Origin of the sequence: Paenirhodobacter sp. (assembly GCF_050177655.1) — a bacterium.
Lineage (GTDB): Bacteria > Pseudomonadota > Alphaproteobacteria > Rhodobacterales > Rhodobacteraceae > Rhodobacter.
In genome coordinates this window covers 1-12,401 of the sequence record NZ_JBFXGV010000022.1, presented here as the reverse complement: position 1 = coordinate 12,401, position 12,401 = coordinate 1, and the positions used below count along the sequence as shown (strand labels likewise).

Annotated in this window: 16 protein-coding genes; 3 read left to right on the top strand and 13 right to left on the bottom strand. The window is 68.6% G+C overall.

The genetic code is table 11. The features are described 5' to 3' along the window. Positions 1 to 37 precede the first annotated feature (37 nt). The 10 genes from AB7U46_RS09710 to AB7U46_RS09665 form a co-directional block, all read right to left on the bottom strand. Positions 38 to 394, bottom strand: coding sequence for a hypothetical protein (locus AB7U46_RS09710; protein WP_428336765.1), 357 nt, complete (start codon positions 392 to 394; stop codon positions 38 to 40). 4 nt (positions 395 to 398) lie between these two features. Continuing rightward, on the bottom strand, positions 399 to 776 hold the full coding sequence (locus tag AB7U46_RS09705) for an excinuclease ABC subunit A (RefSeq protein WP_428336764.1): 378 nt from the start codon (positions 774 to 776) through the stop codon (positions 399 to 401). 111 nt (positions 777 to 887) lie between these two features. Then, positions 888 to 1,091 (bottom strand): YgaP family membrane protein, encoded by a 204-nt coding sequence (locus tag AB7U46_RS09700; RefSeq protein WP_428336763.1) that lies wholly within the window; start codon positions 1,089 to 1,091, stop codon positions 888 to 890. A 96-nt stretch (positions 1,092 to 1,187) separates the two neighbouring features. After that, positions 1,188 to 1,844 (bottom strand): Crp/Fnr family transcriptional regulator, encoded by a 657-nt coding sequence (locus tag AB7U46_RS09695; RefSeq protein WP_428336762.1) that lies wholly within the window; start codon positions 1,842 to 1,844, stop codon positions 1,188 to 1,190. A gap of 84 nt (positions 1,845 to 1,928) precedes the next feature. Next, positions 1,929 to 2,387, bottom strand: coding sequence for a hypothetical protein (locus tag AB7U46_RS09690; RefSeq protein ID WP_428336761.1), 459 nt, complete (start codon positions 2,385 to 2,387; stop codon positions 1,929 to 1,931). Between the two features lie 63 nt (positions 2,388 to 2,450). Next, a complete protein-coding gene (locus AB7U46_RS09685) occupies positions 2,451 to 3,188 on the bottom strand; it encodes a hypothetical protein (protein WP_428336760.1) in 738 nt (245 codons plus the stop codon). Positions 3,189 to 3,277: 89 nt separating this feature from the next. After that, complete coding sequence (gene mmsB, locus AB7U46_RS09680) at positions 3,278 to 4,264, bottom strand: 3-hydroxyisobutyrate dehydrogenase (protein ID WP_428336759.1); 987 nt, start codon at positions 4,262 to 4,264, stop codon at positions 3,278 to 3,280. After that, positions 4,188 to 5,234, bottom strand: coding sequence for an enoyl-CoA hydratase/isomerase family protein (locus tag AB7U46_RS09675; protein WP_428336758.1), 1,047 nt, complete (start codon positions 5,232 to 5,234; stop codon positions 4,188 to 4,190). Before AB7U46_RS09675 ends, mmsB begins: the two co-directional genes overlap by 77 nt. Continuing rightward, entirely contained in the window at positions 5,234 to 6,379 is a 1,146-nt protein-coding gene (locus AB7U46_RS09670; RefSeq protein ID WP_428336757.1) for an acyl-CoA dehydrogenase family protein, read from the bottom strand. The genes AB7U46_RS09675 and AB7U46_RS09670 overlap by 1 nt, the downstream gene beginning before the upstream one ends. Positions 6,380 to 6,583: 204 nt before the next feature. After that, complete coding sequence (locus AB7U46_RS09665; protein ID WP_428336756.1) at positions 6,584 to 8,083, bottom strand: CoA-acylating methylmalonate-semialdehyde dehydrogenase; 1,500 nt, start codon at positions 8,081 to 8,083, stop codon at positions 6,584 to 6,586. Between the two features lie 121 nt (positions 8,084 to 8,204). On the opposite strand from AB7U46_RS09665, the gene AB7U46_RS09660 reads away from it, so the two are divergent. From AB7U46_RS09660 to coaD, 3 genes are all read left to right on the top strand, one after another. Continuing rightward, entirely contained in the window at positions 8,205 to 9,134 is a 930-nt protein-coding gene (locus AB7U46_RS09660) for a LysR family transcriptional regulator (RefSeq protein WP_428336755.1), read from the top strand. A gap of 55 nt (positions 9,135 to 9,189) precedes the next feature. Continuing rightward, the gene (locus tag AB7U46_RS09655; RefSeq protein WP_428336754.1) at positions 9,190 to 9,624 is read left to right on the top strand and encodes a CBS domain-containing protein; all 435 of its coding nucleotides are present in this window, start codon (positions 9,190 to 9,192) and stop codon (positions 9,622 to 9,624) included. Between the two features lie 126 nt (positions 9,625 to 9,750). Further along, positions 9,751 to 10,245, top strand: a complete 495-nt coding sequence (gene coaD, locus AB7U46_RS09650) for a pantetheine-phosphate adenylyltransferase (RefSeq protein ID WP_428336753.1) — start codon at positions 9,751 to 9,753, stop codon at positions 10,243 to 10,245. 52 nt (positions 10,246 to 10,297) lie between these two features. Here coaD and AB7U46_RS09645 read toward each other — a convergent pair whose 3' ends face one another. From AB7U46_RS09645 to AB7U46_RS09635, 3 genes are all read right to left on the bottom strand, one after another. Next, a complete protein-coding gene (locus tag AB7U46_RS09645; RefSeq protein ID WP_428336752.1) occupies positions 10,298 to 11,044 on the bottom strand; it encodes a YfdX family protein in 747 nt (248 codons plus the stop codon). Positions 11,045 to 11,169: 125 nt separating this feature from the next. After that, positions 11,170 to 11,799, bottom strand: coding sequence for a MarC family protein (locus tag AB7U46_RS09640; protein ID WP_428336751.1), 630 nt, complete (start codon positions 11,797 to 11,799; stop codon positions 11,170 to 11,172). 176 nt (positions 11,800 to 11,975) lie between these two features. Beyond that, a complete protein-coding gene (locus AB7U46_RS09635; RefSeq protein WP_428336750.1) occupies positions 11,976 to 12,143 on the bottom strand; it encodes a hypothetical protein in 168 nt (55 codons plus the stop codon). Positions 12,144 to 12,401 lie beyond the last annotated feature (258 nt).

The following is a 12,401-nucleotide window of genomic DNA, read 5'->3' as shown; positions in this document are numbered from 1 at the left end:
GGGAGTCCGCAGGACGGGGGCAGCGCCCCCTGCGCGCTCAGCGGTGGCGCGCGCGGCCGACCACCTCGACCACTTTCGCACTCTGTGCCGAGACCTTGTAGATGAACCCGTCGCGCAGGTAGTAGCGCCAGGGCCCGTCGACCGGCGGCAGCCCGTAGCGCGCGAGATCCATCAGCATCGACTGTTCGTAGACCGGGAAATCCTCGCCCACCGCATAGGCGGCCGGATGCGGGTTCATCAACCGCCATCGGTTGCCGAACTTGCAGAAGCGATCGCCGGTCGCGGCGAGGATGCGGCAGGCGGAGGCGCCCTCGGGCAGCTCCACCGGGGGCTCGGCCCGCAGACCCTGCGGCATCAGGCCAAGCAGGAGAGCGAGGATCAGGCCCCTCCGCATCGGCTCAGTTCAGCAGCGCCGAGACGGCGCCGATCAGGTTCAGCACCTTGCCGGTCTGGCTGTCCACCCGGTAGAGGTAATCGCCGCTGCGCCAATAGGTTGCGCGCGGATCGAGCCGGTAGCGGGCGGGATCGCGGAGCACGACATATTCGGTGGTGATGCGCTCGCCGGGGCGCCAGATGCGCGCCTGCGGTTTGGCCTTGGCGAGGCCGGGCGGGGTGCAGCCGTTGTTCTTTTTCGCAAGGCCGGGCGGGCAGCCGGGCATGGCGCGATAGGCCTCGGGCCCGTGGTCCCGGCCATGATCCTTCGCGCTCGCGCCAAGCGGCACGAGGGCGGCGCCAAGCGCCAGGGCGATCACGGGAAGCAAGGGGGTGCGGGTCATTTCAGGTCTCCTTTCGAGGAAGATACCTGAAAACGCCCGGGGTGCGAGACGGTTCCGCCCTCTCGCGGCGGTGTCGGCGGCCCGGCGCCGATCGGCCGGGCCGCCGCGGGATCACTTCATCATCGGGCAGGTGTTGATGCCGAGGATCGAGTTAATCGGGCAGCTGCCCAGGAGCCCGGTGACCAGCGGGATGATGCCGATCAGGCCGAGCCAGTTGTAGGCGCCCGCGGGATTGACGAGATAGAGGCCGATCAGCACCAGCCCGACGACGATGCGCAGGATGCGGTCGAGATTGCCTTCGTTTTTCTTGAACATGGGTTTGCTCCGGTTTGGGGCGGCCCCGGGGGGCGCGCGATGCCCCTTTCTAGCGCATCCGATGCGGCGCGTCTGTGACAAGGTCACCGAACCGGCTCACCCCTCCGCGAGGGCGAGCTTTTTCAGCGCCGCCGGATCGCAGATCACCACCGCGCCGCGCTCGGTGCGCACCCAGCCGCGCCGTGCGAAGGCGTCGAGCCGGCGCGAGACGACCTCGCGCGCCGAGCCGATCCGGCTCGCGATCTCCTGATGCGTCGCCTGCACCCGGCCGTGCTCGGCCTGCGCGCAGAGCCAGGCGGCGAGGCGGCATTCGACCGACTGGAAGGAGACGCGCTCCATCAGCCGGATCATCCCGTCCATCCGTTCGGCGAAGGCGGCGAAGACGAGCGCGCGGAACCCGGGCGAGAGGTCCATCAGCCGCAAGAAGAGCGCGCGCGGGATCATCACGAGGCGGGTCGGGCGCGCGGTGATCGCCTCGCCCGCGTAATCGGCGGTGCCGAGCAGGCCGAGCGTCGTCTGCACGCAGCTTTGCCCGGGCTCGACCGCGTAGAGCATCAGCTCGCGCCCGTTCGCGCCGCTCAGATAGACCTCGATCCGCCCCGAGAGCACGACGACGAAACCCGCGACCGCATCGCCCGGGCGGAACAGCACCGCGCCGCGCGGCAGGTCCACGACCTCGAGCGTGCTCAGGGCGGCGCGCGACTCGGCATCGAGCGCGGCGAAGGCGGGGGTTTCGGAGATCCAGTCGGCCATGGGCCGGTTTTACCCGCACAGGCGCGGGGCGCAAGCGGGCAGGGGCGCGCGGCGGCGCGGAGACCGCCGCGCGCGCCACAGTCTTCAGTTGTCGTTCAGGATCGCGCTGAGCAGCCCGACCACGGCGACCACTTTCAGCGTATTGTCGTCGACGCGCACGACCGAGCCGTCGAGGACGCGGTAATGCTGATGCGCGGGCGGCGCGGGCAGGCGGCTGTTCTTCGCCTGCTGAAACACCGCGGCGTTGCGCGCGCCATCGCCGACGGCCGGGCCCTTGGCCTTTTGCGTGGTTTTCTGCGTGGATTTCTGGGCCGGCTGGGCCTTTTGCGCGAGCTGCGCCTTCTGGGTGCTCTGCGCCTTCTGCGCCGGCTGAGCCTTCTGCGCGGGCTGGGCGTTGCCGTCGCATTTGCGCGTGCCGTCCGGCAAGAGGATGCAATTCTGCGCGCCCTTCGTCGTCTGCGCGCTGGCCATCGGCGCGGCGAGGCTGAGCGCGAAACCGGCGATCAGCGCGGCGAGGATCGGCTTGCGGAAATTCGAGGTCATGTCTGCTCTTTCTGGTTGGGGAGGGCGTGCCGGGAGGCCCGGCGCGCCATTGAGGGGGTGGCCTTATTTGGAGTTCAGGATCGCGCTGAGCAGCCCGATCACCGCCACGACCTTCAGCGTGTCATTGTCGACGCGCACGATCGTGCCGTTCATCACGCGGTAGTGCTGATGCGCGGGCGGCGGCGGCAGGCGGCTGTTCTGTGCCTGCTGGAACACCGGGGCGCGCCGCGCCGAGGCGCCGGGCATCGGGCCGGGGGTGCCGTCGGGCTGACCGAACTGGGCCCCTTGGCCGCGCTGCGGCTGGCCTTGCTGCTGGCCCATCCGCGGGGGCTGTCCCTGCGGCGGCTGGCCCTGTTGCTGGCCCATCCGCGGGGGCTGACCCTGCGGCGGCTGGCCCTGCTGCTGGCCCATCCGCGGGGGCTGGCCCTGCGGCGGCTGGCCCTGTTGCTGGCCCATCCGCGGGGGCTGACCCTGCGGCGGCTGTCCCTGCTGCTGGCCCATCCGCGGGGGCTGACCCTGCGGCGGCTGGCCCTGCTGCTGACCCATCCGCGGGGGCTGACCCTGCGACGACTGACCCTGCTGCGGGCCCCATTTCTGGGGTTGGCCCTGCTGTTGCCCCGCGCGCGGGGGCTGGCCTTGTTGCCCCTGCGGGCCGGCGCCGGTGCATTGCCGGGTGCCGTCGGGCAGGATGATGCAATTCTGCGCGCCAGTGCCCTGCGCCAGCGCCATCGGCGCCGCAAGGCTGACGCTCAGCCCCGCGACCAGCGCGGCCAGGATCGGATTACGGGTTTTCGCGGACACGGGAACCTCCCTCATGTCATGGATCTGAGGGAAAAACGAAGGGGCGCGACGTTTCCGTCGCGCCCCGGGATCAGATCGCGCAGCCGTGATCAGCCGCGGTGACGTTTCTCGAACCGCGGCAGCATCGCCGAGAAATCCATGCCCTTGCCGCCCTCGCTTTCGACGAAATCGGTGTAGAGCGCCGCGGCAAGCTGCCCCATCGGGGTGTCGGCATCCGCCGCCTCCGCCGCCTGCTGGCTCAGCCGCAGATCCTTGAGCATGAGCTCGGCGGCGAAACCCGGCTTGTAGCCATTGTCCGCGGGGGTGGTCGGCCCCACGCCCGGCGCCGGGCAATAGGCGTTCATCGTCCAGCTGTAGCCCGAGGAGGTGGAGACCACGTCGAACATCTTCTGCCGGTCGAGGCCGAGCTTGTCGGCCAGCGCAAAGGCCTCGCAAGTGGCGATCATGGTGACGCCGAGGATCATGTTGTTGCAGATCTTCGCCGCCTGACCCGCGCCCGAGGCGCCGCAATGCACCGCCTTCTGGCCCATGATCTCGAAGAGCGGCTGCACCGTGGCAAAGGCGGCGTCGGAGCCGCCGACCATGAAGGTGAGCGTGCCCGCGGTGGCGCCGCCGACCCCGCCCGAGACCGGCGCGTCAAGCGCGCCAAGCCCCGCCGCAGCGGCCTGATCGGCCACCGCACGGGCACTTTCGACATCGACCGTCGAGCAGTCGCAAAGCACCGCGCCCGGGGCCATCGCCGGGATCGCCTCGGCGCCGACCGCGCGCAGGATCGCGCCATTGGGCAGCATGGTGATGACCACCTCGGCCCCCGCCGCCGCTTCGGCCGCCGTCGCGGCTTTCGCAACCCCTTCTGGCATCGGGGCGGCAAGGTCGAAACCCACCACCTCATGCCCCGCCTTGACCAGATTGGCCGCCATCGGGCCGCCCATGTTCCCAAGTCCGATAAATCCGACTTTCATCATTCCTCCCAATGATTTGCGCGGTGTTCTTGAAGTCTTACGCGAAGTCGATCCGCCACTCCGCGGGCAGCGGCGCGAGCATCTCCGCGACCAGCGCCGGCGGCAGCGTCGCAAGGCTGTGGCGCCAGTTCGGCGTCCGGTCCTTGTCGATCAGCTGCGCCCGCACGCCCTCGAGGAAGTCGCTCTTCTCGACCGCGCGCAGGGTGAAGCGGAACTCGTTTTCCAGCGCCTCGCGGATCGTGGGCGTCGCCCGCGTCATCCGCACGAGGCGCAGCGTCGCCTCCTCCGAGAGCGCGGAATTGCGGCGGATCACGGCGAGGGTTTCCTCGGCGAATTTCGTGCCCGCCGCCTCGAGGCTTTCGACCACCGCGCGCATGTCGCGCCCGCCGAAGCCCGCCTCGATCTGCGGGCGCCGATCGGCGAGGCGCCCCTTCTCCGCGGGCGTAAGCCCCTTCGGCAGGGCGCCGGTGTCGCCGGTCTCGACAAGCTTCGCGATCAGCTCCGGCCACATCAACTCCGGCGCGTAAGCATCGGCAAAACCGGCATAAATCGCGTCTGCCGCATTGATCCGGCTGCCGGTGACGCCCAGATATTCGCCGACCCGCCCGGGCGCCCGTGCCAGCAGCAGCGTGCCGCCGACGTCGGGGATCAGCCCGATCCCGGTCTCCGGCATCGCGATCTGCGTCGTGTCGCCGACCACGCGGTGGCTGGCATGACCGCCGACGCCGACGCCGCCGCCCATCACGAAGCCCTGCATGAAGGCCACGACCGGCTTCGGATATTCCTTGATCTTCGCGTTCAGCCGGTATTCCGCGCGCCAGAACCGCGGCCCGGTGAGGAAATCGCCGGCCTTGCCCTGATGGTAGATCGCCGCGATGTCGCCGCCCGCGCAGAAGGCGCGATCGCCCACCGCGTCGATCACCACGAGCGCGACCTCGGGGTCGTCGCGCCAGGCGTCGAGCGCGCGCTCGATCGCCTCCGCCATCTCGTGGTCGAGCGCATTGAGCGCCTTCGGCCGGTTGAAGGTGAGCCGCCCGGCGCGGCCCTCCTTGCGCGCGATCATCGTTTCGGTCGGGCTGTCCATCATCCGCGCTCCGCCAGCATGGTGCGGCTCACGATCAGCCGCATGATTTCATTCGTGCCCTCGAGGATCTGATGCACGCGCAGGTCGCGCACGATCTTCTCGATCCCGTAATCGGCGAGGTAGCCGTAGCCACCATGCAGCTGCAGGCATTGATTGGCCACCTCGAAGGCGGCGTCGGTGACGTAAAGCTTTGCCATCGCACAGAATTTCGTGGCGTCATGGGTCTTGTGGTCAAGCTTCCACGCGGCCTGGCGCAGGAAGATCCGCGCCGATTGCAGCTTCACCTCCATCTCGGCGAGGCGGAATTGCAGCGCCTGGAACTGGTCGAGCGACTGCCCGAAAGCCTTGCGCTCGCCCATGTAGCCCAGCGTCGCGTTCAGCGCCGCCTGCGCGCCCCCCAGCGCCGAGGCCGCGATGTTGAGCCGCCCGCCGTCGAGCCCGGCCATCGCATAGGCAAAGCCCTTGCCCTCGATGCCGATCAGGTTCTCCGCCGGGATCTCGCAATCGTCGAACTGCACCTGCGCGGTCGGCTGCGCGCGCCAGCCCATCTTCTCCTCGAGCCCGCCGAAGCTGAGCCCCTTGGTGCCGGCCTCGACGACGACCGCGGAAATGCCCTTCGGCCCCTCGGCGCCGGTGCGGACCATCGTCAGATAGACGTCGGAATAGGAGCCGCCCGAGATGAAGGCCTTGGTGCCGTTGAGTTTCCAGCCGCCCGCCGTGGCCTCGGCGCGGGTGCGCAGCGCGGCGGCGTCGGAGCCCGAACCCGGCTCGGTCAGGCAGTAGGAGTAGACCTTTTCCATCGCGCAGAGCGCGGGGAGCAGCCGTTCCTTCGTCTCCGGCGCGGCGAATTTGTCGATCATGCCGCCGCACATGTTGTGGATCGAGAGGAACGAGCCCACCGCCGGGCAGGCCATGGCGAGCGCCTCGAAGACGAGCGTCGCGTCGAGCCGGCTCAGCCCCGAGCCGCCGTAGTCCTCGGAGACATAGATCCCGCCCAGCCCGAGCGCGGCGACCTTCGGCCAGAGCGCCTTCGGGATCGTGCCCATCTGTTCCCAGGCGCGGGCGAAGGGGGCGATCTCCTCCTGCCCGAAGGCATGGGCCATGTCGAAAATGGCCTGTTGTTCCTCGCTCAGCGCAAAATCCACGGCTTCCTCCCCGAAACTCTGGAAATGAACATCTATTCAATTTTCAACCCGCGAAACGGGTTTGGCAAGGGGGCAGGGGCGCTGCCCCCTTGGCCTGCGGCCAATTCCCCCGGAGTATTTTCGCCAAGAAGAAGCCGGGATTTCTTCTTGGCGAAAATACTCCCGCCGGAGGCAGCCGCGCCCCGCAGGGCGCGGCCTTCCGTATCAGTCGAGCGCCTTGAAGTTCAGCGCGACGCCGTCCTTGATGCCCGAGAACCAGCGCGCCGTGACCGTCTTCGTCTTGGTGTAGAAGCGGAAGGCGTCGGGGCCGTACTGGTTCAGGTCGCCGAAGGCCGATTTCTTCCAGCCGCCGAAGCTGTAGTAGCTGAGCGGCACCGGGATCGGGAAGTTGATGCCAACCATGCCGACATTGACGCGCGAGGCGAAATCGCGGGCGGTGTCGCCATCGGCGGTGAAGATCGAGGTGCCGTTGCCGAATTCGTTGTCGATCACCAGCTGCAGCGCGTCGTCGTAATTCGTCTTGCGCACCATCGTCAGCACCGGGCCGAAGATTTCCTGCTGGTAGATGTCCATCTCCGGCGTGACGTCGTCGAAGAGGGTCGGGCCGACGTAGAAGCCGTTCTCGTAGCCCTGGATCTTCAGCCCGCGGCCGTCGACGACAAGCTTCGCGCCCTGCGCCACGCCCGAGGCGATCAGCCCCTCGATCCGCGCCTTCGCCTGGGCGGTGATCACCGGCCCGAAATCGACGTCCTCACCCGCGGTATAGGGGCCGACCTTGAGCTTTTCGATCTTCGGCACGAGCCGTTCGATCAGAGCCTCGGCGGTGCCTTCGCCCACCGGAACCGCGACCGAGATCGCCATGCAGCGCTCGCCCGCCGCGCCCATCGAGGAACCGACGAGCGCATCGGCCGCCTTGTCCATATCGGCGTCGGGCATGATGATCATGTGGTTCTTCGCGCCGCCGAAGCACTGCGCGCGCTTGCCGTTGGTCGCGGCGCGGCCGTAGATGTACTGCGCGATCGGGGTCGAGCCGACGAAGCCCACCGCCTGCACGGTTTCGTTGTCGAGGATCGCGTCCACGACCTCCTTGTCGCCGTTCACCACCTGCAGCACGCCATCGGGCAGGCCCGCTTCCTGCGCGAGCTGCGCCAGGCGGATCGAGGTCGAGGGGCAGCGCTCCGACGGTTTCAGGATCATCGCATTGCCGGCCGAAAGCGCGGGGCCCATCTTCCACAGCGGGATCATCGCCGGGAAGTTGAACGGCGTGATGCCGGCGACGACGCCGAGCGGCTGGCGCATCGCGTAAAGGTCGATCCCCGGGCCGGCGTTGTCGGTGTATTCGCCCTTCAGCATCGCCGGGGCGCCCATGCAGACCTCGATCACCTCGAGGCCACGCTGCACGTCGCCGCGCCCGTCGGGCAGGGTCTTGCCGTGCTCGAGCGAGACGAGCTCGGCAAGCTCGTCCATGTGCTCGTTGATGAGCGCGGCGAATTTCATCATCACCCGGGCGCGGCGCTGCGGGTTGGTCGCGGCCCAGGCGGGTTGCGCCGCAGCCGCGCGCGCGACGGCGTCGTCCAGCTCGGCCGGGGTAGCGAGCGCGAGCTTCGCGATCACCTCGCCGGTGGCCGGGTTCAGCACCTCGCTGAAGCGGCCCGAAGTGCCCGCGACCAGCTTGCCGTCGATCCAGTGTCCGATCTCTTTCATTCTTTCCTCCCGAAGTCGTGCAGGGTGTCTTGTTGGATTGCGGGCACTCTAGCCTTGCGAAAATGCGCGGAAAAGGCAAAGTCTGGCAAAAGCGTTTTGCGGAAATGCAAAGGTTGCAGCGATGGATTGGGACGATCTGCGGATCTTTCTGGCGGTGGCGCGGGCCGAGAGCCTGTCGGGCGCGGGGCGGGTGCTGAAATGCGATGCGGCGACGGTGGGGCGGCGGATCGCGCGGCTGGAGGAGGTCGCGGGCGCGCAGCTTTTCGTGAAATCGCCGCAGGGCTATGCGCTCACCGATGCGGGCGGGCGGCTCCTGCCGCATGCCGAGCGCGCCGAACAGGCCTTTTCCGGCGCGGAGGAGGAGCTGTCCGGCGCGGGCGGCGCGCTTTCGGGCCAGCTGCGGATCGGTGCGCCCGACGGCTGTGCGAATTACCTTCTGCCGCAGGTCTGCGCGCGGATCTGCGACGCGAACCCCGGGCTCGAGATTCAGATCGTCGCGCTGCCGCGGCTCTTCAACCTCTCGAAACGCGAGGCGGACATGGCGATCGGCGTCTCGCGCCCGACGGCGGGGCGGCTCACGGTGCAGAAACTCTCCGACTATCACTTGCATCTCGCCGCGCATCGCGACTATCTCGCGGCGCATCCCGCCATCGCCACGCGCGCCGATCTGCGCGGGCACCGGATGATCGGCTACATCCCCGACATGATCTTCGACAAGGAGCTCGACTATCTCGCCGAGACCGGGGCGGAGACGCTTGGCCTCGCCTCGAACTCGGTCTCGGTGCAGATGCAGATGGTGCGCGCGGGGGCCGGGCTGGGCATCGTGCATGATTTCGCGATCCCCTTCTGCCCGGGCGTGGTGCGGCTGCTGCCGCGCGAGATCGCGATCGCGCGCACCTTCTGGCTGATCCGGCACGCCGACGACCGTCGCTCCGAACGGCTGACGCGGCTGGCCGAGGCGCTGGGGCAGGGGCTGCGCGCCGAGATCGCGCGGCTCGAGGCGGAGGCGGCCGCGGGCGATCCGGTCGATTGCAACTCACAGGCGACTTGACAGATTGTCGCACCCCGGTAACGCTGGCGTGATAGCGCTAGCATGGGAGGATGCGATGCAGGTTCAACAGATCCTGAAGACGAAGGGCGATGACGGTGTGGTGACGGTGATGCCGGGTTCCACGCTGGCGCAGGCGGCGCAGGTGCTCGCCACGCGCAAGATCGGTGCGGTGATCGTTTCGGAGGACGGCAAGCGCGCCGCCGGCATCCTGTCGGAACGCGACATCGTGCGCGAACTGGGCCGCCACGGCGTCTCGGCGCTGACGCTTTCGGTCGAGGAGGTGATGACGCGCAAGCTCGTCACCTGCACCCGCGACTGCACCACCGAGAAGGTGATGGAACGGATGACCGAGGGCCGCTTCCGCCACATGCCGGTGATGGAGGGCGAGGAGATGATCGGCCTGATCTCGATCGGCGACGTGGTGAAGGCGCGGCTTTCCGATCTGCACATGGAGAAAGAGGCGCTGACCGGGATGATCATGGGCAACTGAGCCGGTCCGGGCCGTGGCGCCGGGGAGGAACGCTGCGGCGCGGCATCACGAGACTTGCAAAAGGGCACGCAATGATGTTGCGTGCCCTGACATTTTCGTGATGGCATCCAAGAGGAGGGAAGCCCCATGCGCATCGGTCTTTACCCGGGAACCTTCGATCCGGTGACCCTCGGCCATATCGACATCATCGAGCGGGCGATGACGCTGGTCGACCGGCTGGTGATCGGGGTGGCGATCAACCGCGACAAGGGGCCGCTGTTCACGCTGGAAGAACGGGTCGAGATGCTGCAGGCCGAATGCGCCCAGATCACCGCGCGCTGCGGCGGCGAGATCGTGGTGCATCCGTTCGAGAACCTGCTGATCCACTGCGCCCGCGACGTCGAGGCGAGCGTGATCATCCGCGGCCTGCGCGCGGTGGCCGATTTTGAATACGAATTCCAGATGGTGGGGATGAACCGCGCGCTCGACGCGAGCATCGAGACCGTCTTCCTGATGGCCGATGCGCGGCGCCAGGCGATCGCCTCGAAACTGGTGAAGGAGATCGCGCGGCTCGGCGGCGACGTCTCCCGCTTCGTCACCCCGGCGGTGAAGGAACGGCTGATCGAGCGGCTCGGCCTCTGATCCGGGCTTAGCCGGAACGGGGCCCCGCGGGGCCCCGTCGTCATTTCCGCCCTCAGCTTTTGGCCGGCGTCGCCGGGGCCGGGGTGGCCGGGGTGGCGGGCGTCGCCTGCGCGGCCTGCGTCGCCTGGCCGGGCTGATCGGGCAGCGCGTCGGCGCTCCAGCTGTCGATCACGGTCATGTCCTCGACCGCCTTCAGCGCCATGCTCGCCTCGTAGAAATGCCCGCCCTCGAACAGGGTCTGGGCATTGCGCAGCTCCTCGAGCGCATCGCGCGCCGGGATCAGCGCGGCATTGATCGTGACGCCGATGTCATGCGCGCGCAGCACCTCGACCGCGCCCTTCGAATCGCCGGTGGCGATCTTCGCATTGGCGTCGCCAAGCGTCTTCGTGTTCTCCGGCGTGGCGACGAAATCCTCGTTCAGCGCGACCGAGCTGTCGAAGGGAAGGTAGCGCAGGCCCTCCTTGCCGGCCTTCGAGGGCACCGCCCAGTCGGCCTCGCTCGCCTGGGCCGATTGCATCTTGCTCAGCGCGTCGTCGGTGAGCCCCTTGGCCTTGGTGCTGTCGCCGTCGAAAAGCGCGACCCGCGCGAGATGCACGTCGCGCATCGCGGCGCGGGCGTCGTCGACGGTGGTCAGCACCGCCTTGTCCGAGGCGGCGGTGGCGCTTGCCGCCGGGGCCTGCGCGCCCGCGGCCGGGGGCTGCGCCGGGGTCTCGGCGAAGGCCGCGACCGAGGGGATCACGGGCGCCGCGGCAAGTGCGCCGGCAAGCGTCAGGGCGAGGAAACGGGTGTTCGGTTTCATGGAAATTCTCCCTTGTCTCAGGGGGGAGGCCCTGTGCCTCTCCGCGGAAGAAACGGCGCAGGGCGGGCGGCGGTTCACTCACCGCCGCTCAAGAACGCCGCACCGGGCGCGAGGCTTTCGTGAACTCAGGAAAACGAGGGCAGCGCGCCCACCGCGACCAGCGCGCGCAGCACCGCATCGACCGCGACGGCGGCGAGGATCATCCCCATCACCCGGCTGATCACCGCCGCCCCGGTGGTGCCGAGCACCCGGAACAGCGGCGTCGCGGCAAGCAGGATGCCAAGCGTCACCGCCAGCACCACCCCCATCAACGTCGCGGTGATCGCCTGATGCGCGAGCGAGAAGCGGTCGTTGTCGGTCAGGATCACCACGGTGAGCATCGCGCCGGGCGAGGCGATCGAGGGGATCGCCACCGGAAAGACCGAGGTCTGGCGCACGCGCTCGGCCTCGGCGATCTCCTCCTCGGGTTTCGAATGGCCGAAGATCATCGTCAGCGCGAAGAGGAAGAGCACGATCCCCCCGGCGATCTGGAACGAGGGCAGGGCAAGGCCGAGCGCCTCGAGCACGATCTGGCCGAGCAGCAGGAAAAGCACGAGCACGATGAAGGACACGATCACCGCCCGCACCGCGACGGAACGGCGCTGGTTCGCGCTCATCCCGGCCGTGACCGCAAGGAACACCGGCAGCGTGCCGATCGGGTCGATCACCACCCAGAGCGTGACGAATTCCTGCAGAAGTTGCGTCGGGCTGAGCAAGGGCCAGTCCTTTCCGGGCCAGATTGTCAAGGGTTCTCAACACTCTGACACAGGCCCCCGGGAAGGGCCACCGGCCCCGGGGCGCGCGGGGATCACAACCGCGACAGTGTTGCCCCCGCGCAAGAAAAAGGGGCCCGCAGGCCCCGTTCCCTCGTCGTCTTGCCGGTGCGTCGCACTCAGCCGCGGCCGTAGACCGCCTCGCGCGCGAGCCGGGCGGCATCGCCCGGGTAGATCTCGAGATCGAGCGCGATGTCGAGCGGCATCCGCGCGATCTCGTCGCGGGTGCGCAGGTAGCGCGCCCGCCGTTCCGCGGCATGTCTCAGACGTTGGATCAACTGGGTCATTCTTCCCTCTCAGGGTCATCCCGGGCCGGATTGCCCGAAGCGCCAAGATGGGGGTTCTCGTTTGCGCTAACAACCCGGATTTGCCGCAATGCAGCATTGCAGCGCCTGCAGGGCCAGACAAAAGGGGCCGCGAAACCGCAGCCCCTTTTTCTTGGCGTAAATACTCCGGGGGGCCGAGGCAGGGCCTCGGCGGGGGCAGCGCCCCCTCCGGCCTCAGATCAGCTTGCCCATCGCCACAGCGGTGTCGGACATGCGGTT

What these genes read in the sequence shown, in the direction of transcription:
- AB7U46_RS09710 (WP_428336765.1), bottom strand. Translation starts at nt 394, where the DNA reads ATGCGGAGGGGCCTGATCCTCGCTCTCCTGCTTGGCCTGATGCCGCAG.
- coaD (WP_428336753.1), top strand. Translation starts at nt 9,751, where the DNA reads ATGCGCATCGGTCTTTACCCGGGAACCTTCGATCCGGTGACCCTCGGC.
- AB7U46_RS09635 (WP_428336750.1), bottom strand. Translation starts at nt 12,143, where the DNA reads ATGACCCAGTTGATCCAACGTCTGAGACATGCCGCGGAACGGCGGGCG.
- AB7U46_RS09675 (WP_428336758.1), bottom strand. Translation starts at nt 5,234, where the DNA reads ATGGACAGCCCGACCGAAACGATGATCGCGCGCAAGGAGGGCCGCGCC.
- AB7U46_RS09700 (WP_428336763.1), bottom strand. Translation starts at nt 1,091, where the DNA reads ATGTTCAAGAAAAACGAAGGCAATCTCGACCGCATCCTGCGCATCGTC.
- AB7U46_RS09645 (WP_428336752.1), bottom strand. Translation starts at nt 11,044, where the DNA reads ATGAAACCGAACACCCGTTTCCTCGCCCTGACGCTTGCCGGCGCACTT.
- AB7U46_RS09665 (WP_428336756.1), bottom strand. Translation starts at nt 8,083, where the DNA reads ATGAAAGAGATCGGACACTGGATCGACGGCAAGCTGGTCGCGGGCACT.
- AB7U46_RS09695 (WP_428336762.1), bottom strand. Translation starts at nt 1,844, where the DNA reads ATGGCCGACTGGATCTCCGAAACCCCCGCCTTCGCCGCGCTCGATGCC.
- AB7U46_RS09655 (WP_428336754.1), top strand. Translation starts at nt 9,190, where the DNA reads ATGCAGGTTCAACAGATCCTGAAGACGAAGGGCGATGACGGTGTGGTG.
- AB7U46_RS09690 (WP_428336761.1), bottom strand. Translation starts at nt 2,387, where the DNA reads ATGACCTCGAATTTCCGCAAGCCGATCCTCGCCGCGCTGATCGCCGGT.
- AB7U46_RS09660 (WP_428336755.1), top strand. Translation starts at nt 8,205, where the DNA reads ATGGATTGGGACGATCTGCGGATCTTTCTGGCGGTGGCGCGGGCCGAG.
- AB7U46_RS09705 (WP_428336764.1), bottom strand. Translation starts at nt 776, where the DNA reads ATGACCCGCACCCCCTTGCTTCCCGTGATCGCCCTGGCGCTTGGCGCC.